26 protein-coding genes and 1 other RNA gene are annotated in these 25,305 nt (G+C 59.1%); 20 read left to right on the forward strand and 7 right to left on the reverse strand.

Features of this window, described 5'->3' with window-relative positions:
- Nucleotides 1–44: 44 nt before the first annotated feature.
- Nucleotides 45–479, reverse strand: a complete 435-nt coding sequence (locus BLU63_RS15995) for a YhcB family protein (RefSeq protein ID WP_010458168.1) — start codon at nt 477–479, stop codon at nt 45–47.
- Between the two features lie 144 nt (nt 480–623).
- Between BLU63_RS15995 and BLU63_RS16000 the strand changes: the two genes are divergently transcribed.
- The 3 genes from BLU63_RS16000 (at nt 624) to zapE (ending at nt 3,819) form a co-directional block, all read left to right on the forward strand.
- The gene (locus tag BLU63_RS16000) at nt 624–1,253 is read left to right on the forward strand and encodes an alpha/beta hydrolase (RefSeq protein WP_042932570.1); all 630 of its coding nucleotides are present in this window, start codon (nt 624–626) and stop codon (nt 1,251–1,253) included.
- Between the two features lie 24 nt (nt 1,254–1,277).
- Nucleotides 1,278–2,633, forward strand: coding sequence for a tryptophan--tRNA ligase (locus BLU63_RS16005; protein WP_010458165.1), 1,356 nt, complete (start codon nt 1,278–1,280; stop codon nt 2,631–2,633).
- Nucleotides 2,634–2,724: 91 nt separating this feature from the next.
- Nucleotides 2,725–3,819, forward strand: a complete 1,095-nt coding sequence (gene zapE / locus BLU63_RS16010) for a cell division protein ZapE (RefSeq protein WP_010458163.1) — start codon at nt 2,725–2,727, stop codon at nt 3,817–3,819.
- 179 nt (nt 3,820–3,998) lie between these two features.
- Here zapE and BLU63_RS16015 read toward each other — a convergent pair whose 3' ends face one another.
- Complete coding sequence (locus BLU63_RS16015; protein ID WP_169857917.1) at nt 3,999–4,895, reverse strand: GlxA family transcriptional regulator; 897 nt, start codon at nt 4,893–4,895, stop codon at nt 3,999–4,001.
- A 245-nt stretch (nt 4,896–5,140) separates the two neighbouring features.
- Between BLU63_RS16015 and BLU63_RS16020 the strand changes: the two genes are divergently transcribed.
- Nucleotides 5,141–6,277 (forward strand): acyl-CoA dehydrogenase family protein, encoded by a 1,137-nt coding sequence (locus tag BLU63_RS16020; RefSeq protein ID WP_010458159.1) that lies wholly within the window; start codon nt 5,141–5,143, stop codon nt 6,275–6,277.
- A gap of 103 nt (nt 6,278–6,380) precedes the next feature.
- Here BLU63_RS16020 and BLU63_RS16025 read toward each other — a convergent pair whose 3' ends face one another.
- Nucleotides 6,381–7,421 (reverse strand): NADP(H)-dependent aldo-keto reductase, encoded by a 1,041-nt coding sequence (locus tag BLU63_RS16025; protein WP_010458157.1) that lies wholly within the window; start codon nt 7,419–7,421, stop codon nt 6,381–6,383.
- A gap of 245 nt (nt 7,422–7,666) precedes the next feature.
- Between BLU63_RS16025 and rplM the strand changes: the two genes are divergently transcribed.
- The 7 genes from rplM (at nt 7,667) to BLU63_RS16060 (ending at nt 12,554) form a co-directional block, all read left to right on the forward strand.
- Nucleotides 7,667–8,095 (forward strand): 50S ribosomal protein L13, encoded by a 429-nt coding sequence (gene rplM / locus BLU63_RS16030; protein WP_007905295.1) that lies wholly within the window; start codon nt 7,667–7,669, stop codon nt 8,093–8,095.
- Nucleotides 8,096–8,109: 14 nt separating this feature from the next.
- Nucleotides 8,110–8,502, forward strand: coding sequence for a 30S ribosomal protein S9 (gene rpsI / locus BLU63_RS16035; RefSeq protein ID WP_002555064.1), 393 nt, complete (start codon nt 8,110–8,112; stop codon nt 8,500–8,502).
- A gap of 267 nt (nt 8,503–8,769) precedes the next feature.
- Complete coding sequence (gene petA, locus BLU63_RS16040; protein WP_007905300.1) at nt 8,770–9,363, forward strand: ubiquinol-cytochrome c reductase iron-sulfur subunit; 594 nt, start codon at nt 8,770–8,772, stop codon at nt 9,361–9,363.
- A complete protein-coding gene (locus BLU63_RS16045; RefSeq protein ID WP_083375773.1) occupies nt 9,363–10,574 on the forward strand; it encodes a cytochrome b in 1,212 nt (403 codons plus the stop codon). The genes petA and BLU63_RS16045 overlap by 1 nt, the downstream gene beginning before the upstream one ends.
- Nucleotides 10,574–11,356: a cytochrome c1 gene (locus BLU63_RS16050; RefSeq protein WP_010458152.1), complete on the forward strand. Its 783-nt coding sequence runs from the start codon at nt 10,574–10,576 to the stop codon at nt 11,354–11,356. The genes BLU63_RS16045 and BLU63_RS16050 overlap by 1 nt, the downstream gene beginning before the upstream one ends.
- Before the next feature lie 150 nt (nt 11,357–11,506).
- A complete protein-coding gene (locus BLU63_RS16055) occupies nt 11,507–12,124 on the forward strand; it encodes a glutathione S-transferase N-terminal domain-containing protein (protein WP_007905304.1) in 618 nt (205 codons plus the stop codon).
- Nucleotides 12,125–12,140: 16 nt separating this feature from the next.
- The gene (locus BLU63_RS16060) at nt 12,141–12,554 is read left to right on the forward strand and encodes a ClpXP protease specificity-enhancing factor (protein ID WP_010458147.1); all 414 of its coding nucleotides are present in this window, start codon (nt 12,141–12,143) and stop codon (nt 12,552–12,554) included.
- 99 nt (nt 12,555–12,653) lie between these two features.
- On the opposite strand, the gene BLU63_RS16065 is transcribed toward BLU63_RS16060, so the two are convergent.
- The 4 genes from BLU63_RS16065 to BLU63_RS16080 all read right to left on the reverse strand — a co-directional run bounded on the left by BLU63_RS16065 (nt 12,654) and on the right by BLU63_RS16080 (nt 16,100).
- On the reverse strand, nt 12,654–13,232 hold the full coding sequence (locus BLU63_RS16065; protein WP_010458144.1) for a BON domain-containing protein: 579 nt from the start codon (nt 13,230–13,232) through the stop codon (nt 12,654–12,656).
- Complete coding sequence (locus tag BLU63_RS16070; RefSeq protein WP_008025961.1) at nt 13,229–13,822, reverse strand: phosphoheptose isomerase; 594 nt, start codon at nt 13,820–13,822, stop codon at nt 13,229–13,231. The genes BLU63_RS16065 and BLU63_RS16070 overlap by 4 nt, the downstream gene beginning before the upstream one ends.
- Before the next feature lie 104 nt (nt 13,823–13,926).
- Nucleotides 13,927–14,289 carry a YraN family protein gene (locus BLU63_RS16075; RefSeq protein WP_007904371.1) on the reverse strand — a complete coding sequence of 121 codons (363 nt, stop codon included), beginning with the start codon at nt 14,287–14,289 and terminating at the stop codon, nt 13,927–13,929.
- A complete protein-coding gene (locus BLU63_RS16080) occupies nt 14,289–16,100 on the reverse strand; it encodes a penicillin-binding protein activator (protein ID WP_077748995.1) in 1,812 nt (603 codons plus the stop codon). Before BLU63_RS16080 ends, BLU63_RS16075 begins: the two co-directional genes overlap by 1 nt.
- Nucleotides 16,101–16,275: 175 nt before the next feature.
- Here BLU63_RS16080 and rsmI point away from each other — a divergent pair, with 175 nt between their 5' ends.
- The 9 genes from rsmI to mraY all read left to right on the forward strand — a co-directional run bounded on the left by rsmI (nt 16,276) and on the right by mraY (nt 25,300).
- Nucleotides 16,276–17,181, forward strand: coding sequence for a 16S rRNA (cytidine(1402)-2'-O)-methyltransferase (gene rsmI, locus BLU63_RS16085; protein ID WP_167362276.1), 906 nt, complete (start codon nt 16,276–16,278; stop codon nt 17,179–17,181).
- 76 nt (nt 17,182–17,257) lie between these two features.
- An RNA gene (gene rnpB, locus BLU63_RS16090) (RNase P RNA component class A) lies at nt 17,258–17,611 on the forward strand.
- Between the two features lie 355 nt (nt 17,612–17,966).
- Complete coding sequence (gene mraZ / locus BLU63_RS16095) at nt 17,967–18,422, forward strand: division/cell wall cluster transcriptional repressor MraZ (RefSeq protein ID WP_008025967.1); 456 nt, start codon at nt 17,967–17,969, stop codon at nt 18,420–18,422.
- A complete protein-coding gene (gene rsmH / locus BLU63_RS16100) occupies nt 18,419–19,366 on the forward strand; it encodes a 16S rRNA (cytosine(1402)-N(4))-methyltransferase RsmH (protein ID WP_010458133.1) in 948 nt (315 codons plus the stop codon). The genes mraZ and rsmH overlap by 4 nt, the downstream gene beginning before the upstream one ends.
- A complete protein-coding gene (gene ftsL, locus BLU63_RS16105) occupies nt 19,363–19,656 on the forward strand; it encodes a cell division protein FtsL (RefSeq protein ID WP_010458132.1) in 294 nt (97 codons plus the stop codon). Before rsmH ends, ftsL begins: the two co-directional genes overlap by 4 nt.
- Nucleotides 19,656–21,395, forward strand: coding sequence for a peptidoglycan D,D-transpeptidase FtsI family protein (locus tag BLU63_RS16110; RefSeq protein WP_169857918.1), 1,740 nt, complete (start codon nt 19,656–19,658; stop codon nt 21,393–21,395). The genes ftsL and BLU63_RS16110 overlap by 1 nt, the downstream gene beginning before the upstream one ends.
- Entirely contained in the window at nt 21,395–22,858 is a 1,464-nt protein-coding gene (locus tag BLU63_RS16115; RefSeq protein ID WP_010458130.1) for a UDP-N-acetylmuramoyl-L-alanyl-D-glutamate--2,6-diaminopimelate ligase, read from the forward strand. The genes BLU63_RS16110 and BLU63_RS16115 overlap by 1 nt, the downstream gene beginning before the upstream one ends.
- Nucleotides 22,851–24,218 carry a UDP-N-acetylmuramoyl-tripeptide--D-alanyl-D-alanine ligase gene (locus BLU63_RS16120; RefSeq protein ID WP_083375774.1) on the forward strand — a complete coding sequence of 456 codons (1,368 nt, stop codon included), beginning with the start codon at nt 22,851–22,853 and terminating at the stop codon, nt 24,216–24,218. Before BLU63_RS16115 ends, BLU63_RS16120 begins: the two co-directional genes overlap by 8 nt.
- A complete protein-coding gene (gene mraY / locus BLU63_RS16125; protein WP_010458126.1) occupies nt 24,218–25,300 on the forward strand; it encodes a phospho-N-acetylmuramoyl-pentapeptide-transferase in 1,083 nt (360 codons plus the stop codon). The genes BLU63_RS16120 and mraY overlap by 1 nt, the downstream gene beginning before the upstream one ends.
- The last annotated feature ends 5 nt before the right edge of the window (nt 25,301–25,305 follow it).

Genomic DNA, 25,305 nt, shown 5'->3' on the forward strand with positions numbered 1-25,305 from the left:
GACAATCACTCGTCCGAGGTTTTTTTGTGTCGCGCGAGACCTGATTACTTCTTCAGGCCGTAATGCTCATCGAGCATGCCCGGCGCGTTCGGGGCTTTGGGGGCGTAGTCGCGAGGCGGCTCCTGATTGCGCGGTGGCGTCAGGCGTTCCCGTGGAGCCTGTGCCGAATCGGCGTGCAGGGCGGCCAGCAAGCGTTGACGAGTCTGCTCGTCCAGGGCCAGGCGGTTGGCACCCTCGGCGAGGTGATCCTGCACTTCCTGATAGCTCGCCGTCAGCTTCTTGACCAGGTTTGCAGTGCTGTTGAAGTGGGTGACCACCTCGTTCTGATAACTGTCGAAACGTTCCTGAATGTCATCCAGCTGACGTTGGGTGCTGCTAGGCGCGGCATTCGGCACCAAACGAGCGATCAGGAAACCAATGGCGACACCCACAACCAGGGCAAGAGTCGGCAACAACCAAACTAAGAGCGAGTGTTCCACGAGTCCTTCCTCTATAAACGGCTTTGCTTTACGTTAACGGCTCGAACCTGCGCTGTATACCGCGATTCACTCGCAATAGATTGGCACAGACAATTTGCTAGACGAGTCGACCCGATTCGAGGTCACGGAGTTCCTTCCTTGCTTATGCGCGAAACCCCTGTAGTGATTGATGGCCCGGTCGGCCAACTGGAAGCCCTTTATCTTGATAATGAGCAGCCGCGCGGCATCGCGCTGATCTGCCACCCGAACCCGGTGCAGGGCGGCACCATGCTCAATAAAGTCGTCTCGACCCTGCAGCGCACCGCGCGCGACGCCGGTTTGATTACTTTGCGCTTCAACTACCGTGGCGTCGGTGCCAGCGAAGGCACCCACGACATGGGCACCGGCGAAGTCGACGACGCTCAAGCCGTTGCCGAATGGCTGCGGGCCAAACACCCCGAGTTGCCGCTGACCCTGTTCGGTTTCTCCTTTGGTGGTTTTGTTGCAGCAAGTCTCGGCGGACGCCTGGAAGCCAAGGGCGAACAGCTCAAGCATCTGTTCATGGTCGCGCCGGCTGTCATGCGCCTGGGCGATCAGGATCAACTGCCGCAGCAGGGTGAACTGACCCTGATCCAGCCGGAAACCGACGAAGTGATCGATCCGCCACTTGTTTACGAATGGTCCGACAAGCTCGAACGCCCCCATGAGCTGCTGAAAGTGGCAGAATGCGGACACTTTTTTCATGGCAAGCTGACCGATCTCAAGGATCTGATCCTGCCGCGCCTTTCGAATTGATTGCAGTCTGACAAGCGATTACCCATGACGACTCGTACCCGTATCCTCACCGGCATCACCACTACCGGCACGCCGCACCTGGGCAACTACGCCGGCGCCATCCGCCCGGCGATCCTGGCCAGCCGTGACAGCAATGCCGATTCGTTCTACTTCCTGGCCGACTACCACGCCCTGATCAAATGCGACGACCCGCTGCGCATCCAGCGCTCGCGTCTGGAAATCGCCGCGACCTGGCTGGCCGGTGGCCTGGATGTGGATCGTGTGACGTTCTATCGCCAGTCCGACATCCCGGAAATCCCCGAGCTGACCTGGCTGCTGACTTGCGTTGCCGCCAAAGGCCTGCTCAACCGCGCCCATGCCTATAAGGCCTCGGTGGACAAGAATGTCGAGGCCGGCGAAGACCCGGATGCCGGCATCACCATGGGCTTGTACAGCTACCCGGTGCTGATGGCCGCGGACATCCTGATGTTCAACGCCCACAAGGTGCCGGTCGGTCGTGACCAGATCCAGCACGTGGAAATGGCCCGCGACATCGGCCAGCGCTTCAACCACCTGTTCGGCCAGGGCAAAGAATTCTTCACCATGCCGGAGGCGCTGATCGAAGAAAGCGTCGCCACGCTGCCAGGCCTCGACGGTCGCAAGATGTCGAAGAGCTACGACAACACCATTCCGTTGTTCAGCAGCGCCAAGGAAATGAAGGACGCGATCTCGCGGATCGTCACCGACTCCCGCGCGCCGGGCGAAGCCAAGGATCCGGACAACTCGCACCTGTTCACTCTGTTCCAGGCGTTTGCCACGCCGGCACAGTCCGATGAATTCCGCAGCGAACTGTTGCAGGGCCTGGGTTGGGGCGAGGCGAAGAATCGCCTGTTCCAACTACTCGATAGCGAGCTGGGCGAGTCCCGCGAGCGTTATCACCAACTGATCGAACGCCCGGCGGACCTGGAAGACATGCTGCAACTCGGCGCGAAAAAAGCGCGTTCGGTGGCTACACCGTTCCTCCACGAACTGCGCGAAGCGGTCGGCCTGCGCTCTTTCGTCGCCCAGACTCAGGTCGCTGCCACCACCAAGAAGAAAGCTGCGAAAGCCGCGCGTTTTGTCAGCTTCCGCGAAGAAGACAGCAGTTTCCGCTTCCGTCTGCTGGCGGCCGATGGCGAGCAACTGCTGTTGTCGCGCAACTTCGCCGACGGCAAAACCGCTGGTCAAGTGACCAAGCAGCTGCAATCGGGCCAGCCGTTGGATGTGCGCAGTGAAGAGCAGAGCTTCAGCGTCTGGCTGGAAGGCGAGTGCGTGGCCGACAGCCCGACCTTTGCTGACAACGCCGCTCGCGACGTCGCCATCGACGCCCTGCGGGTTGCGCTGACACCGGTTCAGGAATAAATCAACGGCTCGACCCGACCAAGGGCCGATTGCCATTCCCACGGGCCGTCGCTACAGTGACGGCCCGTTTTTGTTGCCTTGCTAACGAATTATGACGCCCCTAGAACGATATCAAGCTGATCTGAAACGCCCGGAATTCTTCCATGACGCCGCGCAGGAAACCGCCGTGCGTCATTTGCAGCGCCTGTACGACGATCTGGTCGCTGCGTCGAACACCAAGCCGGGCCTGCTCGGCAAACTGTTTGGCAAGAAAGATCAGGCACCGGTCAAGGGCCTGTATTTCTGGGGTGGCGTGGGTCGCGGCAAGACTTACCTGGTCGACACCTTCTTCGAAGCGTTGCCGTTCAAGGAAAAGGTCCGCACTCACTTCCACCGCTTCATGAAGCGCGTGCACGAAGAGATGAAGACCCTCGGCGGCGAGAAGAACCCGCTGACCATCATCGCCAAGCGCTTCTCTGATGAAGCCCGGGTGATCTGTTTCGATGAATTCTTCGTGTCCGACATCACCGACGCGATGATCCTCGGCACGCTGATGGAAGAGCTGTTCAAGAATGGCGTGACCCTGGTTGCGACCTCGAACATCGTGCCGGACGGTCTGTACAAGGATGGCCTGCAACGTGCGCGCTTCCTGCCGGCCATCGCGCTGATCAAACAGAACACCGACATCGTCAACGTCGATAGCGGCGTCGACTATCGTCTGCGCCACCTCGAGCAAGCCGAGCTGTTCCACTTCCCGCTGGACGAAGCCGCTCAGGAAAGCCTGCGCAAAAGCTTCCGCGCCCTGACTCCGGAATGCACGGCCGCCATCGAGAATGACGTGCTGATGATCGAGAACCGCGAAATTCGCGCCGTGCGCACCTGCGATGACGTGGCCTGGTTCGACTTCCGCGAACTGTGCGACGGCCCGCGCAGCCAGAACGATTACATCGAGCTGGGCAAGATCTTCCACGCCGTGTTGCTCAGCGGTGTCGAGCAGATGAGCGTCACCACCGACGACATCGCCCGACGCTTTATCAACATGGTCGACGAGTTCTATGACCGTAACGTCAAGCTGATCATCTCGGCTGAAGTCGAGCTCAAGGACCTCTACACCGGCGGTCGCCTGAACTTCGAGTTCCAGCGCACGCTCAGCCGTCTGCTGGAAATGCAGTCGCACGAATTCCTGTCCCGGGCGCACAAGCCGTAGGACGATTCGGAGAATAAAAAAAGGGCCTGCACATGCAGGCCCTTTTTTGTTCACCGCAGATTTCCTGTGGGAGCGAGCCTGCTCGCGAAGGCGGAGTGTCAGTCACATAGATGTTTGATGTGATACCGCTTTCGCGAGCAGGCTCGCTCCCACAGTGGATTTTGTGGTGGGGTTGACGCTTAGGCGGCTTGCTGAAACTGCTGCCGATACTGATTTGGCGACAACTCGGTGTGCTGGCGGAACAGCCGCGCAAAGAAGCTCGCATCGTCATAGCCGACTTCATAGCTGATGGTCTTGATGCTCTTGCGGCTGCCCGACAGCAATCCCTTGGCGGTTTCGATGCGCAGGCGTTGCAGGTAATGCAGAGGCTTGTCGCCGGTGGCGGTCTGGAAGCGCCGCATGAAATTGCGGATGCTCATGCCGTGTTCGCGGGCGACGTCTTCGAAGCGGAATTTGTCGGCGAAGTGTTCTTCGAGCCAGTGCTGGATCTGCAGGATGATCACGTCCTGGTGCAATTTCTGTCCGCCGAAGCCGATGCGTCCTGGTGAATAGCTGCGCTGCACTTCGTAGAGAATGTCCCGGGCCACGGCCTGGGAGACGTTGGCGCCGCAGAAGCGTTCGATCAGGTAGATGTAGAGGTCGCATGCCGAGGTGGTGCCGCCTGCGCAATACAGGTTGTCGGCGTCCGTCAGGTGCTTGTCCTGATTGAGATAAACCTGTGGGAAACGCTCGGCGAAGGCGTTGAAGAAGCGCCAATAGGTGGTCGCCTCCTTGCCGTTGAGCAGGCCGGCCTCGGCAAGCCAGAACACCCCGGTGGCCTCACCGCAAAGCACGGCGCCGCGAGCGTGTTGCTGACGCAACCAGGGCAGGACCTGTGGATAACGTTGGCAAAGGGTATCGAAATCGTCCCAGAAGGCCGGGAGGATAATGACGTCGGCATTTTCCAGGCCGCCGTCCACCGGCATGATCACATCGCTGAAGCTGTTCACCGGTTTGCCGTCGGGGCTGACCAGCCGGGTTTCGAACGCCGGTGTCAGGCCCTGGCCCAGTTGTTTGCCGTATCGCAGGCTGGCCAGATGAAAGAAATCCTTGGCTTGCATGAGGGTGGAAGCGAAAACCCGGTCGATAGCCAGGATGCTGACGCGCCGCAAGGGCGTGGAGACTTGGTTAGACATAATTCAACTTTATTCTTATAGGGGAAAGTGGTCACCAGACGGCTGGATCGTCTTATTTTTTGTCTGATGTGTCCAGTGTCCTGTATCGGATGCGGGGCTTAGTCTCTGAAGGTCAACTTCTTCCAACAATTAATGACAGGTGCCGCATGATCCCCAGAACCTTGTTCAGTTCCGAGCACGAATTGTTTCGCGACAGCGTGCGAACGTTCCTCGAAAAAGAGGCCGTGCCGTTCCACGGGCAATGGGAAAAACAAGGCTACATCGACCGTAAACTCTGGAACAAGGCGGGGGAGGCGGGGATGCTTTGTTCGCACCTGCCGGAGGAATACGGTGGGCTGGGGGCGGACTTTCTCTACAGCACTGTCGTGATCGAAGAGGTCGGTCGTCTCGGCCTGACTGGCATCGGTTTTTCTCTGCATTCGGACATTGTGGCGCCGTACATCCTGCATTACGGCAGTGAAGCGCTGAAGCACAAATACCTGCCGAAACTGGTGTCCGGCGAAATGGTCACCGCGATTGCCATGACCGAGCCGGGCGCCGGTTCCGACTTGCAAGGGGTGAAAACCACCGCCGTGCTGGATGGCGACGAGTACGTGATCAACGGCTCCAAGACCTTTATCACCAACGGCTTTCTGGCCGACTTGGTGATTGTCGTGGCCAAGACCGATCCGAAGGCTGGCGCGAAGGGCACCAGTCTGTTTCTGGTCGAGGCCAACACCCCGGGCTTCGACAAGGGCAAGCGCCTGGAAAAGGTCGGCATGAAGGCTCAGGACACGTCGGAGTTGTTCTTCCAGGACGTGCGGGTCCCCAAGGAGAATCTATTGGGGCAGGCGGGCATGGGCTTCGCTTACCTGATGCAGGAGTTGCCGCAGGAGCGCCTCACCGTCGCCATTGGCGGGTTGGCGTCGGCCGAAGCTGCGTTGAAATGGACGCTCGATTACACCCGTGAACGCAAGGCGTTCGGCAAGGCGATTGCCGATTTCCAGAACACGCGCTTCAAGCTGGCGGAGATGGCGACTGAAATCCAGATCGGCCGGGTCTTCGTTGATCGCTGCCTCGAGTTGCACCTGCAAGGCAAGCTGGATGTGCCTACCGCCGCGATGGCCAAGTATTGGGGGACTGACCTGCAATGCAAGGTGCTCGACGAATGCGTGCAGTTGCATGGCGGTTACGGATTCATGTGGGAATATCCGATCGCCCGAGCGTGGGCCGATGCGCGGGTGCAACGGATTTATGCGGGGACCAATGAAATCATGAAGGAGATTATTGCGCGGTCGCTTTGATTTTGCGGTGACTGTCAGGCCCTCATCGCGATCAGGCTCACTCCTGCAGGGATTGTGCAAAACCTGTGGGAGCGAGCTTTTCGCGATGGGGACTATGAGTCGATCAAGGCGCCGGGTTCGGGTGATCCTTGTGAATCGCCTCAATCCCCGCCAGCACTTCATCGGAAAGTTTCAGCTCGAAACTGGCGATGTTGCTCTCCAGTTGCTCCAGGGTTGTGGCGCCGATGATGTTGCTGGTCACAAACGGCTGCTGATTGACAAACGCCAACGCCATTTGCGCCGGGTCCAGGCCGTGTTCCCGGGCCAGCGCGACATAACGGCTGCACGCTGCTTCCGATTGCGGGTTGAAATAGCGGCTGAAGCGGCTGTAGAGGCTCAGGCGGCCTTTTGGTGGGCGTGCGCCACCTTCGTACTTGCCCGACAGGAAACCGAACGCCAGCGGCGAATAGGCGAGCAGGCCGCACTGTTCGCGGATGGCGATTTCCGCCAGGCCGACTTCGAAGCTGCGGTTGAGCAGGTTGTACGGGTTCTGGATAGACACCGCGCGCGGCCAGCCACGGGCTTCGGCCAGGGCGAGGAAGCGCATGGTGCCCCATGGCGTTTCGTTGGACAGGCCGATGTGGCGGATTTTGCCGGCCTTGACCTGCTCGTCCAGCGCTTCGAGGGTGTCCTCCAGCGGCGTGAGGTTGGCTTCGGTCTGGTGTTTGTAACCGAGCTGGCCGAAGAAGTTGGTGCTGCGTTCCGGCCAGTGCAGCTGATAGAGGTCGATGTAGTCGGTTTGCAGGCGCTTGAGGCTGGCGTCCACGGCTTCAGTGATGTGCTGGCGGTTGTGTCGCAGGTTTTTATCGCGGATGTAATCGATGGTGTTGCCGGGGCCGGCAATTTTGCTGGCGAGGATCCAGTCGGAGCGATCGCCGCGACTTTTGAAGTAATTGCCGATGTAGCGTTCGGTAGTGGCGTAGGTTTCGGCCTTCGGCGGCACCGGGTACATTTCGGCGGTGTCGATGAAATTGATCCCGGCGTTCTTGGCCCGTTCGATCTGGGCGAAGGCTTCAGCTTCAGTGTTTTGCTCGCCCCAGGTCATGGTTCCGAGGCAGATGGCACTCACGTTCAGATTGGTTCGGCCTAGCTGGCGATAGTCCATCGGGTGCTCCTTGGGCAAAACAATCATAAAAGCAGGTTGAATTATTTTTCGCAATCTGCATAATTGCGCACCTCTTTCTGCAGTGGAAGTGATGCGCCGCCGCCGAAGAATCTTGCCGTTGAACGGACGCGCCGACCCGAGCCCCCGAAAGCGTCTGTATCCGGCTGCCTTTGACTTGTCAAAGTACGCACTATTCAGTAAGATCCGCCGTCTAATTTACAGGGCGGCCCCTGAGGCTATAAAGAATGAAAACTTTTACTGCTAAACCGGAAACAGTACAGCGCGACTGGTTTGTCGTCGACGCTGCAGGTCAGACCCTGGGTCGTCTGGCCACCGAAATCGCGAGCCGTCTGCGTGGCAAGCATAAAGCTGAGTACACTCCTCACGTTGACACCGGCGATTACATCGTTGTTATCAATGCCGAGCAGATTCGTGTAACCGGTGCTAAAACCACCGACAAGATCTACTACTCCCACTCCGGTTTCCCGGGCGGCATCAAGTCGATCAACTTTGAAAAGCTGATCGCCAAAGCCCCTGAGCGCGTGATCGAGACCGCGGTCAAAGGCATGCTGCCTAAGAACCCGCTGGGTCGCGACATGTATCGTAAGCTGAAAGTCTATGCGGGCGCTGTACACCCTCATACTGCTCAGCAGCCCCAAGAACTGAAGTTTTAACGGAATAGTTCATTATGTCGGCGACTCAAAATTACGGCACTGGCCGTCGCAAGACCGCAACCGCACGCGTTTTCCTGCGTCCGGGTACTGGTAACATCTCGATCAACAACCGCTCCCTGGATAATTTCTTCGGTCGCGAAACTGCCCGCATGGTAGTTCGTCAGCCGCTGGAATTGACCGAGACAGTTGAAAAGTTCGACATCTACGTCACCGTTATCGGTGGCGGTGTAAGTGGTCAAGCTGGCGCAATCCGCCACGGTATCACTCGCGCTCTGATGCAGTACGACGAAACCCTGCGTGGCGCTCTGCGCAAAGCTGGCTTCGTTACTCGCGATGCTCGTGAAGTTGAACGTAAGAAAGTTGGTCTGCGTAAAGCGCGTAAGCGTCCGCAGTACTCGAAGCGTTAATTCGCTTTCGCGTTCAAAAAGAACGCCCAGTTTCCTCGCGAAGCTGGGCGTTTTTTTATGGGCGCGATTTATCAAAGAATTGCGCTGTGACAACTTGCCACAGCCGTAGAAGCCCTATACTGCAAGGCTTGGCAGTGAAGCCCCTCGGTAATTACCTTGTCAGAATTGGGGCTTTTCATTACCATTCGGCAAAATTTTTATAAGTTCAGATTTTTACTTAGTAGACGCCTGATTTAACAGGCCACAAAGCTGATGGGAGAGGACTGAATGAGCAATGACGGCGTGAATGCAGGCCGGCGTCGCTTCTTGGTAGCAGCCACATCCGTGGTGGGTGCTGCAGGAGCGGTGGGGGCTGCGGTCCCGTTCGTGGGGTCATGGTTTCCCAGTGCCAAGGCGAAAGCCGCAGGTGCACCGGTGAAAGTGAATGTCAGCAAAATCGAACCAGGTCAGCAGATGATTGCTGAGTGGCGCGGTCAGCCGGTGTTCATTGTCCGCCGTACCGAGGAAATCCTGGGGAATCTGAAAAAGATCGAGGGCCAGCTGTCTGACCCGACCTCCAAGAACTCGACACAACCGACCTATGTCGACCCGGAAACGCGTTCGATCAAGCCAGAAGTTCTGCTGCTGATCGGTATCTGCACGCACCTGGGTTGCTCGCCGACCTTCCGTCCAGAAGTGGCACCTGCGGATCTGGGCAAGGACTGGGTAGGTGGTTATTTCTGCCCTTGCCACGGTTCCCACTACGATCTGGCTGGCCGCGTCTACAAGTCGCAACCTGCGCCTTTGAACCTGCCAGTTCCCCCGCATTCCTATGAGACCGATGACATCATTGTCATTGGCGTCGATACGGAGAAAGCGTGATGAGCAAGTTCATGGATTGGGTTGATGCACGCTTTCCCGCGACCAAAATGTGGGAAGACCATCTCAGCAAGTACTACGCCCCGAAGAACTTCAACTTCTTCTATTTCTTTGGCTCCCTGGCGCTGCTCGTTCTGGTCAACCAGATCGTTACCGGTGTCTGGTTGACCATGAGCTACACGCCATCGGCGGAAGAAGCGTTTGCTTCCGTTGAATACATCATGCGCGACGTCGAGTACGGCTCGATCCTGCGTATGTTGCATGCCGTCGGCGCTTCGATGTTCTTTATCGTGGTTTATCTGCACATGTTCCGTGGCTTGCTCTACGGTTCGTACCAGAAGCCGCGTGAGCTGGTGTGGGTCTTCGGCATGCTGATTTACCTGGCGCTGATGGCTGAGGCCTTCATGGGTTACCTGCTGCCGTGGGGCCAGATGTCCTACTGGGGCGCCCAGGTGATTATCTCGCTGTTCGGTGCGATCCCGGTCATCGGTAACGACCTGACCCAGTGGATCCGTGGTGACTACCTGATTTCCGGTATCACCCTGAACCGCTTCTTCGCCCTGCACGTCGTGGCCCTGCCGATCGTGATTCTCGGTCTGGTGGTGCTGCACGTTCTGGCGTTGCACGAAGTCGGTTCGAACAACCCGGACGGTGTGGACATCAAGAAACACAAAGACGAAAACGGCGTACCGCTGGACGGCATTGCCTTTCACCCGTACTACACCGTGAAAGATATCGTCGGCGTGGTGGTGTTCCTGTTTATCTTCTGCTCGATCGTGTTCTTCTTCCCTGAAATGGGCGGCTACTTCCTCGAGAAGCCGAACTTTGAAGTGGCGAACGCCTTCAAGACCCCTGAGCACATCGCTCCGGTCTGGTACTTCACACCGTTCTACGCGATTCTGCGGGCGGTTCCGGACAAGCTCCTGGGCGTTATCGCCATGGGCGCGGCCATCGCTGTGCTGTTCGTCCTGCCGTGGCTGGATCGCAGCCCCGTCAAGTCGATGCGCTACAAAGGCTGGCTGAGCAAAATCTGGCTGGTGGTGTTCTGTGTCTCGTTCGTGATCCTCGGCATTCTGGGTGTTCTGGCTCCGACGCCGGGTCGTACGCTGCTGTCGCAGGTATGTACCTTCCTGTACTTCGCCTACTTCATTCTGATGCCTTTCTACACCAGGCTCGAGAAGACCAAACCGGTTCCGGAAAGGGTGACTGGCTGATGAAAAAGCTATTTGCTGTACTGATTCTTGCTGCCATGCCTGTGTTGTCCTTCGCGTCGACGGCCGGTGCTCCTGAACTGGAAAAGGTCGACATCGACGTTTCTGACAAAGCGGCCATGCAGGACGGCGCGCGTACGTTCGCCAACTACTGCATGGGTTGCCACAGCGCCAAGTTCCAGCGCTACGAGCGTGTTGCCGATGACCTGGGCATCCCGCATGACCTGATGCTCTCGAAGCTGGTGTTCACCGGCGCCAAGATCGGCGACCACATGAGCATCGGCATGCAGCCGGCTGACGCCAAGACCTGGTTTGGCGCCGCACCGCCTGACCTGACTCTGGTAGCGCGTGTTCGTGGTACGGACTGGCTTTATGGTTACCTGAAGTCCTTCTACGAAGATCCGTCGCGTCCTTGGGGTGTGAACAACAAGGTTTTCCCGAACGTGGGTATGCCTAACGTCCTGGTTGGCCTGCAAGGTCGTCAGGTTGTCGGTTGCAAGCAGGTTCCGATCGTCGAAGACGGCAAGAAGCAATATGATCCGCTGACCGGTAACGCGCTGACACATGAAGCGTGCGATCAGCTGACCATCGTGCCGAAGAGCGGTGCTCTGACCGAACAGCAGTTCGATGAGAAGGTCAAGAATCTGGTAACCTTCCTCGCTTACTCGGCTAACCCGGTTAAGCTGGAGCATCAGCGCATCGGTACCTATGTGTTGCTGTACCTGGCGTTCTTCTTCGTATTCGCTTACTTGCTCAAGCGTGAATACTGGAAAGACGTCCATTGATAAAGCTGTAAGCAATTGCTGTTAATCGCACGCGCCCAGGGGCGTCTCTGAAGGTGTAACGAGTCTGGCAAGCCAGACGTTACGGGAGGCGTCCTCTGGGCGCGTGCGTTTTTCCGCTTCCGATAATTTCAACAAGCGAGGAGGACCGCCATGGGCGTGACCAATCGGTTGGCCTGTTACTCCGACCCCGCCGACCACTATTCCCACCGAGTGCGCATCGTACTTGCAGAGAAGGGTGTCAGCGCAGAGATCATTTACGTGGAAGCTGGTCGCCAGCCGCCTAAACTGATTGAAGTGAACCCTTACGGAAGTCTGCCCACCCTGGTCGATCGTGACCTGGCGTTGTGGGAGTCGACCGTGGTGATGGAATATCTGGATGAGCGTTACCCGCACCCGCCCTTGCTGCCGGTTTATCCTGTGGCGCGTGCCAACAGCCGTCTGCTGATCCATCGTATTCAGCGTGACTGGTGTGGTCTGGTGGATCTGATCCTGGATTCGCGGACCAAGGAAGCCGCCCGCGTCGTGGCTCGTAAAGAGTTGCGTGAAAGCCTGACTGGCGTGTCGCCGTTGTTTGCCGACAAGCCGTTTTTCCTCAGCGAGGAACAAAGTCTGGTGGATTGCTGCCTATTGCCAATACTCTGGCGTTTGCCGATTCTGGGTATTGAACTGCCGCGGCCTGCCAAGCCGTTGCTTGATTACATGGAGCGCTCGTTTGCGCGTGAGGCTTTCCAGGCGAGTCTGTCTGGTGTCGAACGCGATATGCGCTAAGGCTTAAGGAGCCGCTATGAACTCCAGTCGACCTTATCTGGTCCGCGCGCTCTATGAGTGGATTGTGGACAACGATTGCACCCCGCACATGCTGGTCAATTCCGAGTATCCATCGGTGCAGGTGCCTCAGGGTTTTGCCAGTGACGGACAGATTGTCCTGAACGTATCGCCGGCTGCCGTGCGTCATCTGCACATGGACAACGAAGCGGTCAGCTTCGAAGGGCGCTTCGGTGGCGTGCCGCACACTCTGTACGTGCCTATCGCATCGATCCTGGGTATTTACGCCAGGGAGAATGGTCAGGGCATGGTGTTCGATCTGGAATCGCCTATGGAAGACGTGGAAGATATCGAGCCGGATGATGACATTCCGCCGCCCGACAGCGAACCACCGCGTCCCAGCGGTCGACCCAGTTTGAAAGTGGTGAAATAAAAAAAGGGTGATCCGCAAGGATCACCCTTTTTTATTTCATGTAGGCGCCAGGCTTGCCGGCGAAGGCGTCTTTAAGAGCACCATCGCCGATAAGCCATATCAGTCAATGTACTCAAACAACTTCACAATCTTCTGCACGCCAGAAACGCTTTGCACCAGATTGGTAGCCTGCGCCGCTTCCTGCTTGGTCAGCAGGCCCAGCAGATAAACGATGCCGTTCTCGGTGACGACCTTGATGCGCGAACCCGGGATGTTCGGGTCGGTGAGCATCTGGGTTTTGATCTTGGAGGTCAGCCAGGTGTCGTTCTGACGGGCAAGGAAACCGGAGGGCGGCAGGACCTGCAGTTCGTTATGCACCTTCTTCACGCGCTGGACCGCGGCGGCAGCCTGTTCGGCCTTGGCCTTGAGCTCGGCAGTCGGTGTTTGCCCGGCGAGCAGCACGACGCCGTTGAAGCTGGTGACGACGATGTGCGAATCGTTGTCCAGGGCAGGATCGGCCTTGGCGACGTTGACGCCGACCTTGGTGTCGATCAGGGAGTCATCGATCTTGCTGCCGAAGGTGCGCGTACCGCGGTCATCTTCAATGGGTGCTTCACGGCTGGCTTTAACCACCGAAGTGCAGCCGCTGATGCCGAGGCACAGGGTCAAGGCCAGAAGGCCTAGGCGATTAGGGGTCATTCTTCACTCCCGAACAGTTGGCTGTCGATCAAATCGCAAAGGCAATGGATCGCCAGCAGGTGGACTTCCTGAATACGTGCGGTGACGTTGGCCGGTACGCGAATCTCGACGTCCTCGGGTAATAGCAACGACGCCATGCCGCCGCCATCGCGACCAGTCAATGCTACGACAATCATTTCGCGATCATGTGCGGCCTGGATCGCTTGAATAATGTTCGCCGAGTTACCGCTGGTGGAAATCGCCAGCAATACGTCACCCGGTTGGCCCAGCGCGCGGATCTGTTTGGAGAAAATTTCGTTGTAGCTGTAGTCATTGGCGATCGAGGTGATCGTCGAGCTGTCGGTGGTCAGCGCAATGGCGGGCAGGCTCGGACGTTCGCGCTCGAAGCGGTTGAGCAGCTCGGACGAAAAGTGCTGGGCATCACCGGCGGAGCCGCCGTTGCCGCAGGAAAGCATTTTGCCCTCATTGAGCAGGGCGTTGACCATTACCTGGCTGGCTTGCTCGATGTGCGGTGCAAGTACGTCCATCGCCATTTGCTTGGTGTCGATACTGGCCTGAAAAAGCTGGCGAATTCGGGATTGCATGTCCATCTGTGTGACCTTAATTAGCGCGGCTACTCGGCACATGAATGTGCAGCCCGCAAAGCAAAGAGCAAAAGTGTTGGGTAAAGGTGTCCGCTTCGGGGTGCAGGCGATCAGCTATCGAAGGCATTCTGCAACCAGTTCAACTGATCGAGGTTGCTGTCGATGGCAACCACGTCGAAGCGGCAGGGGGAATTGGCCCAACGCGACTCGCGCTGAAGAAAATACTGCGCGGCGAAAATCAGTTTCTGCCGTTTGCGCCCATCGATGCTGTCGAGCGCTCCACCCCACTGGGTGTTTTTTCTATAGCGGACTTCAACGAATACTACTGTATCGCCATCAAGCATGACCAGATCAAGCTCGCCGCGTTTACACAACCAGTTCTGCGCCAGCAGGCGCAGACCTTGCTGTTGAAGATGCTCGAGCGCATGGCGCTCGGCATCTTTACCGCTTTGCTGGCGTGACCTGTCAGGCATCAGCGTGAGGTATCCGGCAGGCGTTGAACCTGACCGCTGACGAACTGTGCCCAAGGCAACTGGCGCACCACGCGCTGGTTTTGAGTCATGCCCAGGCTGCCCGACTGACCTTCAATACGGCTGTCCGGCAGTGCCTTGAGTTGCCCCAGTCGCGGTGCCAGGCGATAGGCGTCAACGCCCATTGCGTAGAGGCGGCCGAGGCTGCCGGCGGCTTGCGGCCATTGTGCGGTGACCTGTTTGCGCAGCGGATCATTGGCGTCCAGCAACCACGGGGTTTCGCAGAAGCGGATGCCGTTCATGTCGTTGTACTGGTTCACGTCGCCGCTGGCACTGAACACGTGGGAGGTGGCGTAAACCGGCACATCGCCCGCGTACTGGAAGTTCAAGGTCGGTTTGATCTGCTGGGCCTGTTGCGGAGTGGCAGCCAGGAAGATGAACTCGATGTCCTGACGGCGTGAAGGCTGGGCTGCTATCTGCGAGCCGACGGTGCTTTGCAGGCTCTTGGCGCGACCTTCGCTCTGGCGCAGCTGGAACATGTCGGCAATCTGCTGGGCCAGTTGAACCGGTTGGTCAACGCGCTCGGTCGCGACAATGCTGCCACCGTTGGCTTGCCAGTCCTGGCTGAATGCGCGCAACACGCGATCGCCCCATTCGCCTTTCGGCACCATGATGGCGGCGCGATGCAGGCCGTCGGCGCGAGCACGACGAGACACTTCACGGGCTTCGTCTTCAGCGGCCAGACCAAACTGGAACAGCTGGGCCGGACCTTGTTCACCTTCGCTGTAGTTCAGCGCCAGGGTGGTGATCGGCAGCTGCGGGCGAGCACTGAGCTGTTTGACCAGTGGTTTTTCCAGCGGACCGACCACCAGTTGCACGCCATCGGCCTGGGCCTTGCGATAGAACTCGTCCATCGAAGTCAGTTTCGAGCTGTCATAGAACTCAATGGCAGGCGGCTTCTGCCCGGCTTGTTGAGCCTGGTAGTGAGCAGCCATGAAACCTTCGCGCAGTGCTTTGCCGACCGACGCCAGCGGGCCGTCTTGCGGCAGCAGCAGGGCGATCTTGCTCAGGGGCTGGCTGGCCAGTTCCTTGAGCTTGGTCAGTGGCAGAGGCAACTGAATGGCAGCCGGGTGCTTAGGGTTCTGGGCGCGCCAGTTGTCAATCGCGGCTTGCTGCTGTTCCAGGGTTCCGGCGGTTTTCACCGCCAGTGCCAGGCCCATCCAGCCGCCGAGGTCATCATTGGTGGTGGGCTGCAGTTGATCGGTTGGCAGCGAGGCGATCAGGGTCCAGATCGCTTCGTGGTTTTTGGCGGCGGCTTCACCTTCGAGCATGGGTGCGATGAAAATGCGCTCCCGTGCGGCGGCCAGCGTCTGTCCGTCGGCCTCAAGGGCGCGAGCATGGACAGTGCCGGTGCGAACCTGTTGCTCGACCGGCAATTCGCTCAGGCGTTGCAGGCTCGGATGGCTCAAGGCAGTCAACGCTGCCTTGGGCTGATTGCGCGCCATGGCCAGTTCAGCCGCCAGGGTGCTGGCGAAGACCTGTTGGCCTGGCTTGAGTTGTTCCACCGGAACCTGTTGCAGGATTTGCGCGGACTGGCCGGCATTGCCCTGACGATAGGCCAGGTCGGCCGCGCTCAGGCGCAGCAACGCAGCTTTTTCCGGGTCCTTGCTTTGAGCGGCCTGTTCGAGCAGCTGCTCGATACTGGCGTCAGGGGTCCGTGGAAGTTCGCCAAGGCTGGAGGAGGGCGAGCTGGCGCAAGCCGCCAGCAAGGCAGCGAGGCAGAGGGCAGTGAACAGCCGCAGGCAAGCGATCATGTAGTGTTCCTGATACTCGATCAAATTAGCGTGGAATTGTACCCAAGCACTGGCCGGGGCGCGATGTTACTGGCGTGAATCGATCAATTTAGCTCGTACAAATGTTGCAGCGCTGCACAAACGCCTGAAAAACCCGAGGAGGGCGGGGCGATCGCAAGCGCCGCTACGCGCTACAATGTCGCCTTTTACCGATCATGAGGTGTGCGCTTTGACTGCTCCAGGTGCTTTGAATTCCGCTGCTGGCTCGCTTTATGTGGTGGCGACGCCCATCGGCAACCTGGACGACATCAGTGCACGTGCGCTGAAGATCCTGCGCGACGTCGCGTTGATTGCCGCCGAAGACACTCGTCACTCACAGCGCCTGATGCAGCATTTCGGCATTCCCACGCCGCTGGCCGCGTGCCATGAGCACAACGAGCGCGACGAGGGTAGCCGCTTTATCACGCGATTGCTGGCGGGGGATGATGTGGCGCTGATCTCCGATGCTGGCACGCCGCTGATTTCCGATCCGGGTTATCACCTGGTGCGTCAGGCTCGTGCCGCCGGGATCAATGTGGTGCCGGTTCCGGGTGCCTGTGCATTGATCGCGGCATTGTCGGCGGCGGGGCTGCCGTCGGACCGTTTCATTTTCGAAGGCTTCCTGCCGGCCAAGGCGGTCGGTCGTCGTGCTCGTCTTGAACTGGTCAAGGAAGAGCCGCGCACACTGATTTTCTATGAGGCGCCGCATCGCATCCTTGAGTGCCTGCAAGACATGGAGCTGGTGTTCGGTCCCGAACGTCCGGCGTTGTTGGCCCGTGAAATCACCAAAACCTTCGAAACCCTCAAAGGCCTGCCGCTGGCCGAGCTGCGTGAGTTCGTCGAGTCGGACAGCAATCAGCAGCGTGGCGAGTGTGTGGTGTTGGTGGCGGGCTGGTCTGTACCCGAGACCGAGGACGCGGTCAGCAGTGAGGCCATGCGCATCCTCAATCTGTTGCTTGAAGAGATGCCGCTCAAGCGTGCGGCGGCATTGGCGGCGCAAATTACCGGTGAGCGCAAGAATGTGCTCTATCAGGTGGCGCTGGATAAACAGAAGGGCGAGTAAAAACCCGACGCACAGGAGCAGCCAAAGGCGTTTAGCGCTTGTTCTTCGGCCGCTCTGCCGTTAACCTTCGCGGCGGAGAGTCGATTGGACAGTCGCTGCCCTCTATGAAAATTAGGGGGGGGAGGAAAGTCCGGGCTCCATAGGGCGAAGTGCCAGGTAATGCCTGGGAGGCGTGAGCCTACGGAAAGTGCCACAGAAAATAACCGCCTAAGCGCTTCGGCGCCGGTAAGGGTGAAAAGGTGCGGTAAGAGCGCACCGCACGTCTGGCAACAGTTCGTGGCTAGGTAAACCCCACTTGGAGCAAGACCAAATAGGGTCCCAAGGCGTGGCCCGCGCTGGGACCGGGTAGGTTGCTAAAGATGTCCAGTGATGGCCATCGTAGACGAATGACTGTTCAAGACAGAACCCGGCTTACAGATCGACTCTCCACCTTTTTCTCCTCCCTGCTTTAATCATTTAAGCAGGGCGCTGGTAGTAGCATTTTCCCTCCTTCCAGAATCGTTGCCAGAACACTTTCGTAATACCGAAAAAATCTTACTCTTAACAAACTACTTTAACTTTCGAACGCAGCCTTCTGTGCTGATTCAAGTTATTGGGCAAATTCAGCCGTCAGATTGTCGTTACCCCTCCGTTTACCCTCCTAAATCTCAGTTCTGTAAGGCTTTTCCTTTAAACCGCGCCTTGACGGTGCGGTGGCCGCATTCCTATAGTGTGCGCAAGTGGCGGAAAGTGGCATGAAGTGGGTTTTTTGAGCGTAAAACGCTAATATTTGGAGAAACGCTGACGTGTTTCGCGGAGCTAACGCTATCAGTCTCGACGCAAAGGGCCGTCTCGCTATGCCGAGCCGGTACCGTGACGAGCTCGTTTCGCGTAGTTCCGGTCAACTGATCGTCACAATTGATGCCGTTGATCCGTGTTTGTGTGTTTACCCCCTCGATGAGTGGGAAATTATCGAAACCAAACTGCGCGCACTGCCTTCGCTTCGCGAAGAGAACCGCCGCCTGCAACGTTTGCTGATTGGTAATGCCGTCGACCTCGAGCTCGATGGCAGTGGTCGTTTTCTGGTTCCGCCGCGTCTTCGTGAATATGCCAGGTTGGATAAGCGCGCGATGTTGGTAGGCCAACTGAACAAGTTCCAATTGTGGGACGAGGATGCCTGGGATGCGGTTTCTGCCGCTGACCTGGCTGCTATTCAACAACCGGGCGCCATGCCTGATGAACTGCGTGATTTGATCCTGTGACTATTGATAGCGGCTTTAACCACATCACCGTACTGCTTGACGAAGCCGTGGAGGCTCTCGCCGTACGTCCTGATGGCTGCTATCTGGACGGTACGTTCGGGCGCGGCGGGCACAGTCGGTTGATCCTCAGCCAGCTCGGCCCCGATGGTCGGGTCCTCGGATTCGACAAAGATCCTCAAGCGATTGCCACCGGGCAAACGCTAGCGGCCGAAGACGGCCGCTTTGTCGTTGTGCAACGCAGCTTTGCCGAGCTGGGTTCGGAAGTGGCCGAACGTGGCCTGCACGGCAAGGTCAGCGGCGTGTTGCTCGACCTGGGCGTGTCTTCGCCGCAGCTCGACGACCCTGAGCGCGGCTTCAGTTTCCTCAATGATGGCCCGCTGGACATGCGTATGGACCCGTCCCGCGGGATCAGCGCTGCCGAATTCGTCAACACCGCACCGGTGGAAGAGATCGCCCGCGTATTCAAGGAATACGGCGAAGAGCGTTTCTCCGGCCGCATGGCCCGTGCCGTGGCCGAGCGTCGCGACATCAAGCCGTTCGAGCGCACGGCCGACCTGGCTGAAGTCCTGAAAGTCGCCAACCCGGCATGGGAAAAGGGCAAGAACCCTGCCACCCGTGCGTTCCAGGGCCTGCGTATCCACGTCAACAACGAACTGGGCGACCTGGAAGCCGGCCTCGAAGCAGCCCTGGACTGCCTGGAGATCGGCGGCCGTCTGGTCGTCATCAGCTTCCACTCGCTGGAAGACCGCATCGTCAAACTGTTCATGCGCAAGCTGGTAAAAGGCGAAGCCGACAACCTGCCGCGCAACCTGCCGGTCCGTCACGTCGCGTTCGAACCGATCATCAAAATCCATGGCAAAGCGCAGTCCGCCTCCGAGGCCGAACTCAAAGCCAACCCACGTTCCCGGAGCGCCGTCATGCGCGTCGCGGAGAAGCTGCGGTGAGCAAGCTTTTCGCCAAGCCTCTTCCCGGCGGAAGCTTTTTCATGCTGCTGCTGTTTATTGGCGTGCTCGTGTCGGCCATCGGCGTGTCGTACAGCGCCCACTGGAACCGTCAGTTGCTGAACTCGCTGTACGCCGAGTTGAGCGTGCGCGACAAGGCGCAGGCGGAGTGGGGCCGGTTGATTCTCGAGCAGAGCACCTGGACTGCGCACAGCCGTATCGAAGTGCTGGCCACCGAGCAACTGAAGATGCGCATTCCCGGCGCCGCTGAAGTGCAGATGGTGGCGCCATGATGAAACTCGAAGGCGCACTGTTCCCATGGCGTTTCCGCCTGGTGCTGGGCTTGCTCGGCATCATGGTCGCGGCGATTTGCTGGCGCATCATCGACCTGCAAGTCGTCGACCGTGCCTTCCTTAAAGGTCAGGGCGATGCGCGCAGCGTTCGTCACATTCCGATTCCGGCTCACCGTGGTCTGATCACCGACCGTAACGGCGAGCCATTGGCCGTGAGTACCCCGGTCACCACACTGTGGGCGAACGCCAAGGAAATGCAGCTGGCCAAAGAGAAATGGCCAGCCCTGGCGGCCGCGCTGGGCCAAGACCCTAAAGCCCTGGCCGAACGTCTCGAAGCCCAGGCCAACAAAGAATTCATCTACCTGGTGCGCGGGCTGACTCCCGAGCAAGGCCAGTCCGTGCTCGACCTGAAAGTGCCGGGTGTCTACGGCATCGAAGAGTTCCGGCGTTTCTACCCGGCCGGTGAAGTCACCGCACACATGGTCGGCTTTACCGACATCGATGACCACGGTCGTGAAGGGGTCGAACTGGCCTACGACGAATGGCTGGCCGGCGTCCCCGGCAAGCGACAGGTCATCAAGGATCGGCGTGGCCGACTTATCAAGGATGTCCAGGTCACCAAAAACGCCAAGGCCGGCAAGCCCTTGGCGTTGTCCATTGACCTGCGTCTGCAATACCTGGCCAACCGCGAGCTGCGTAACGCGATCATCGAGAACGGTGCCAAGGCCGGCAGCCTGGTGATCATGGACGTGAAGACCGGTGAGATCCTCGCCATGGTCAACCAGCCGACCTACAACCCGAACAACCGTCGCAACCTGCAACCGGCGATGATGCGCAACCGCGCCATGATCGACGTGTTCGAGCCGGGTTCGACCATGAAAGCCATTTCCATGAGTGCCGCGATCGAAACCGGGCGCTGGAAACCGAGCGACACCGTCGAGGTGTACCCGGGCACTTTGCAGATTGGTAAATACACCATCAAGGACGTCTCCAAGTCCGAAGGCCCGGTGCTTGACCTGACCGGCATCCTGATCAATTCCAGTAACGTCGGCATGAGTAAGGTCGCGTTTGATATCGGCGGCGAAACCATCTTCCGCCTCGCGCAGAAAGTCGGCCTCGGCCAGGACACCGGTCTCGGCTTCCCGGGCGAACGCGTCGGCAACCTGCCGAACTACCGCGAATGGCGCAAGGCTGAAACCGCCACGCTGTCCTACGGCTACGGTATTTCCGTGACCGCGATCCAGCTGGTCCACGCCTTCTCGGCCCTGGCCAACAACGGTCGTCTCGCACCGCTGACCCTGATCAAAACCGACAAACCAGCGCAAACCACGCAAGTGCTGCCGGAAGCCGTCGCGAAAACCATGCAGACCATGCTGACCCAGGTGATCGAAGCCCCGCGCGGTGTATTCCGTGCGCAAGTGCCGGCGTATCACGTGGGCGGCAAGTCGGGTACTGCGCGCAAGACGTCGGTGGGCACCAAAGGCTATGCCGAGAATTCCTACCGCTCGCTGTTCGCCGGCTTCGGCCCGATGAGCGATCCGCGCTACGCAATCGTGGTGGTGATCGATGAACCGACCAAAGCCGGTTACTACGGTGGTCTGGTATCGGCCCCGGTGTTCAGCAAAGTGATGTCCGGGACGCTGCGCCTGATGAACATCACCCCGGACAACCTGCCACCGACGCAAACCGCTAACGCCACACCGGTCGTTCCACTGAAAGCCAATGGAGGGCGCGGCTAATGTCTTTGAGCCTGAACAAGATTTTCGCCCACGCCGGCCGCGATCTGTTGATCCGCGAGCTGACCCTGGACAGCCGTAACGTGCGGGCTGGCGATCTGTTTCTCGCCGTTCCTGGCGGCAAGCTCGACGGGCGCGCGCACATCGCCGATGCCTTGCAACGCGGTGCTGCTGCCGTGGCTTACGAAGTCGAAGGCGCTACCGTTTTACCGATCACCGACGTGCCGCTGATTCCGGTCAAAGGCCTGGCGGCGCAGCTGTCGGACATCGCCGGTCGCTTTTATGGCGACCCGAGCCGGCACCTGAACCTGGTTGGCGTGACCGGCACCAACGGCAAGACCAGCGTCACGCAATTGGTTGCACAAGCACTGGATTTGCTCGGCCAGCATTGCGGCATTGTCGGCACCCTGGGTACCGGCTTCTACGGTGCACTGGAAAGTGGCCTGCACACCACGCCGAACCCGATCGCCGTGCAAGCGACCATGGCTGACCTGAAAAAGGCCGGCGCCAAAGCCGTCGCCATGGAAGTGTCTTCCCACGGCCTGGACCAAGGCCGCGTGACCGCGCTGGCATTCGATGTGGCGGTGATGACCAACCTGTCCCGCGATCACCTCGATTACCACGGCACCATGCAAGCCTACGGCGAAGCCAAGGCCAAGCTGTTTGCCTGGAACGATTTGAAGTGCCGGGTGATCAATCTCGACGACGAGTTCGGCCGCCAACTGGCTGCGGACAAACGTGAGTCGCGCCTGATTACCTACAGCCTGGAAGATGCCAGCGCTTACCTGTATTGCCGTGAAGCGCAGTTCGATGACGAAGGCGTGCGCGCCACGCTGGTCACGCCGCAGGGCGAACACCATTTGCGCAGCACCTTGCTCGGTCGTTTCAACCTGAGCAACGTGCTGGCCGCCGTCGGCGCTTTGCTCGGCCTGGACTACGCGCTGGACGAAATCCTCAAGGTCCTGCCGAAACTCGAAGGCCCGGCCGGTCGCATGCAACGCTTGGGCGGCGGCACTCAGCCGCTGGTGGTCGTCGATTACGCCCACACCCCGGACGCGCTGGAAAAAGTCTTGATGGCCCTGCGTCCACACGCCAAAGGCCGTTTGTTGTGCCTGTTTGGCTGTGGCGGCGATCGCGATCGCGGCAAGCGTCCGCTGATGGCCGAAGTGGTCGAACGTCTGGCCGACGGTGTGCTGGTCACCGATGACAACCCTCGCACCGAAGATCCTTCGTTGATTTTCGATGACATCCGCGCCGGTTTCACCGCTGTGGATAAAGTCACCTTTGTCGCTGGCCGTGGGCAGGCGATCGCCCAGTTGATCGCCAGTGCTTCGGCGGATGACGTGATTGTCCTGGCCGGTAAAGGTCACGAGGACTATCAGGAAATCAACGGCGAGCGTCACGCTTTCTCCGATCTGGTCGAGGCCGATCACGCCTTGACCGCATGGGAGGTGGCCCATGCTTAAAGCGTTGAAACTGAGTGAGCTGACTGGCGCACTGAATGCACGATTGATCGCAGCCGATGCCACGTTCGATGGCGTCAGCATCGACAGCCGCGCGATCAAACCGGGCCAACTGTTTATTGCCCTGACTGGTCCGCGCTTCGACGGTCATGACTATTTGAACGACGTTGCCAGCAAAGGCGCGGTTGCCGCTCTGGTCGAGCGCGAAGTCGCCGATAGCGCGCTGCCGCAATTGCTGGTCAAGGACACCCGCCAGGCGTTGGGCCAACTGGGCGCGATGAACCGTGCCGCGTTTACCAACCCGGTCGCGGCGATCACCGGTTCCAGCGGCAAAACCACGGTCAAGGAAATGCTCGCCAGCATCCTGCGCACGCGCGGTCCGGTCCTGGCGACCCGTGGCAACCTGAACAACGACCTCGGCGTCCCGCTGACCCTGCTCGAACTCGCGCCGGAACATACCTCCGCCGTTATTGAACTTGGTGCGTCGCGTCTCGGCGAAATTGCCTACACCGTCGGCATGACCAAGCCGCACGTGGCCGTGCTCAACAACGCCGGGACCGCCCACGTCGGCGAGTTTGGCGGGCCGGAAAAAATCGTTGAAGCCAAGGGCGAGATCATTGAAGGGCTGGAGGCCGATGGCGTCGCTGTGCTCAATCTTGACGACAAGGCGTTCGGCATCTGGAAGGCCCGTGCGGGCGGTCGCAAAGTCCTGACGTTCGCCCTGAACAACCCAAGCGCCGACTTCTATGCCAGCGACCTGGATCGCGATGCGCGCGGTTGCCCGGCCTTCAACCTGCACAGTCCTGAAGGTGTGGAGCGCGTTCAGCTGAACCTGCTCGGCACACATAACGTTACCAATGCCATGGCCGCCGCCGCTGCCGCACACGCCTTGGGCGTGTCGCTGTTCGGCATCGCCACCGGCCTCGGCGCGGTGCAACCGGTCAAGGGCCGCACCGTCGCGCAACTGGCCAGCAATGGCATGCGCGTGATCGATGACACGTACAACGCGAACCCCACCTCCATGTGCGCCGCCGTTGATATACTCGCCGGCTTTTCCGGCCGCACCGTTCTGGTGCTCGGAGATATCGGCGAACTGGGCGATTGGGCAGAGCAGGGGCACCGCGATGTGGGTGAGTACGCCCGCGGCAAGGTTTCCGCGCTTTACGCCGTTGGGCCACTGATGGCTCACGCCGTGAACGCTTTCGGTCCACAGGCCTTTCACTTCAGCACTCAGGCTGAGCTGATCAAGGCCCTGGGCGCCGAGCAAGACACAAACACCACCATTTTGATCAAGGGCTCGCGCAGCGCTGCGATGGAAAACATCGTCGCCGCTTTGTGCGGGTCCAGTCTGGAGAAACATTAATGCTGCTGCTGCTAGCGGAGTATCTGCAACAGTTCTACAAAGGCTTCGCGGTCTTTCAGTACCTGACCCTGCGCGGGATCCTCGGTGTGCTGACCGCGCTGGTTTTGTCCCTGTGCTATGGCCCGTGGATGATCCGCACTTTGCAGAACCGTCAGATCGGTCAATCCGTTCGCCACGACGGTCCACAATCGCACTTGTCCAAGTCGGGCACCCCGACGATGGGCGGTGCACTGATCCTGTCGTCCATCGGCGTCAGCACCTTGCTCTGGGCTGACCTGAGCAACCGTTATGTCTGGACCGTGTTGCTGGTGACGTTGCTGTTCGGCGCTATCGGCTGGGTCGACGACTATCGCAAAGTGATCGAGAAAAACTCCAAAGGCCTTCCAAGCCGCTGGAAATATTTCTGGCAGTCGGTGTTCGGCCTGGGCGCGGCGATCTTCCTTTATATGACCGCTGCGACTCCGGTGGAAACGACCCTGATCCTGCCGATGCTCAAGGACTACAGCATTCCGCTGGGCATAGGCTTCGTCGTTCTGACCTATTTCGTGATTGTCGGCTCGAGCAACGCGGTCAACCTGACCGACGGCCTCGACGGTCTGGCGATCATGCCGACGGTGATGGTCGGCGGCGGTCTTGGCATCTTCTGCTACCTGTCCGGTAACGTGAAATTCGCTGAATACCTGCTGATTCCGTATGTGCCGGGCGCCGGTGAGTTGATCGTGTTCTGCGGTGCCTTGATCGGTGCGGGCCTCGGTTTCCTCTGGTTCAACACCTATCCGGCGCAGGTCTTCATGGGCGACGTCGGCGCGCTGGCGCTGGGCGCGGCCCTGGGCACCATCGCGGTGATCGTCCGTCAGGAAATCGTCCTGTTCATCATGGGCGGCGTGTTCGTGATGGAAACCCTGTCCGTGGTTATCCAGGTTGCTTCTTTCAAGCTGACCGGTCGCCGTGTGTTTCGCATGGCACCCATTCACCACCATTTTGAACTCAAGGGCTGGCCCGAGCCGCGTGTGATCGTCCGTTTCTGGATCATCACCGTGATTCTCGTACTGGTCGGCCTTGCCACCCTGAAGCTGAGGTAGAACGA

The organism is Pseudomonas mandelii, from assembly GCF_900106065.1.
In the GTDB taxonomy this organism is placed as follows: Bacteria; Pseudomonadota; Gammaproteobacteria; order Pseudomonadales; family Pseudomonadaceae; genus Aquipseudomonas; species Aquipseudomonas mandelii.

Bases quoted from the DNA above. Each gene is read 5' to 3' on its own strand.
- BLU63_RS16000 (WP_042932570.1), top strand. From the start codon at position 624: ATGCGCGAAACCCCTGTAGTGATTGATGGCCCGGTCGGCCAACTGGAA.
- BLU63_RS16005 (WP_010458165.1), top strand. From the start codon at position 1,278: ATGACGACTCGTACCCGTATCCTCACCGGCATCACCACTACCGGCACG.
- zapE (WP_010458163.1), top strand. From the start codon at position 2,725: ATGACGCCCCTAGAACGATATCAAGCTGATCTGAAACGCCCGGAATTC.
- BLU63_RS16020 (WP_010458159.1), top strand. From the start codon at position 5,141: ATGATCCCCAGAACCTTGTTCAGTTCCGAGCACGAATTGTTTCGCGAC.
- BLU63_RS16025 (WP_010458157.1), bottom strand. From the start codon at position 7,421: ATGGACTATCGCCAGCTAGGCCGAACCAATCTGAACGTGAGTGCCATC.
- rplM (WP_007905295.1), top strand. From the start codon at position 7,667: ATGAAAACTTTTACTGCTAAACCGGAAACAGTACAGCGCGACTGGTTT.
- rpsI (WP_002555064.1), top strand. From the start codon at position 8,110: ATGTCGGCGACTCAAAATTACGGCACTGGCCGTCGCAAGACCGCAACC.
- petA (WP_007905300.1), top strand. From the start codon at position 8,770: ATGAGCAATGACGGCGTGAATGCAGGCCGGCGTCGCTTCTTGGTAGCA.
- BLU63_RS16045 (WP_083375773.1), top strand. From the start codon at position 9,363: ATGAGCAAGTTCATGGATTGGGTTGATGCACGCTTTCCCGCGACCAAA.
- BLU63_RS16050 (WP_010458152.1), top strand. From the start codon at position 10,574: ATGAAAAAGCTATTTGCTGTACTGATTCTTGCTGCCATGCCTGTGTTG.
- BLU63_RS16055 (WP_007905304.1), top strand. From the start codon at position 11,507: ATGGGCGTGACCAATCGGTTGGCCTGTTACTCCGACCCCGCCGACCAC.
- BLU63_RS16060 (WP_010458147.1), top strand. From the start codon at position 12,141: ATGAACTCCAGTCGACCTTATCTGGTCCGCGCGCTCTATGAGTGGATT.
- BLU63_RS16065 (WP_010458144.1), bottom strand. From the start codon at position 13,232: ATGACCCCTAATCGCCTAGGCCTTCTGGCCTTGACCCTGTGCCTCGGC.
- BLU63_RS16070 (WP_008025961.1), bottom strand. From the start codon at position 13,822: ATGGACATGCAATCCCGAATTCGCCAGCTTTTTCAGGCCAGTATCGAC.
- BLU63_RS16075 (WP_007904371.1), bottom strand. From the start codon at position 14,289: ATGCCTGACAGGTCACGCCAGCAAAGCGGTAAAGATGCCGAGCGCCAT.
- BLU63_RS16080 (WP_077748995.1), bottom strand. From the start codon at position 16,100: ATGATCGCTTGCCTGCGGCTGTTCACTGCCCTCTGCCTCGCTGCCTTG.
- rsmI (WP_167362276.1), top strand. From the start codon at position 16,276: ATGTCGCCTTTTACCGATCATGAGGTGTGCGCTTTGACTGCTCCAGGT.
- BLU63_RS16110 (WP_169857918.1), top strand. From the start codon at position 19,656: ATGAAACTCGAAGGCGCACTGTTCCCATGGCGTTTCCGCCTGGTGCTG.
- BLU63_RS16115 (WP_010458130.1), top strand. From the start codon at position 21,395: ATGTCTTTGAGCCTGAACAAGATTTTCGCCCACGCCGGCCGCGATCTG.
- BLU63_RS16120 (WP_083375774.1), top strand. From the start codon at position 22,851: ATGCTTAAAGCGTTGAAACTGAGTGAGCTGACTGGCGCACTGAATGCA.
- mraY (WP_010458126.1), top strand. From the start codon at position 24,218: ATGCTGCTGCTGCTAGCGGAGTATCTGCAACAGTTCTACAAAGGCTTC.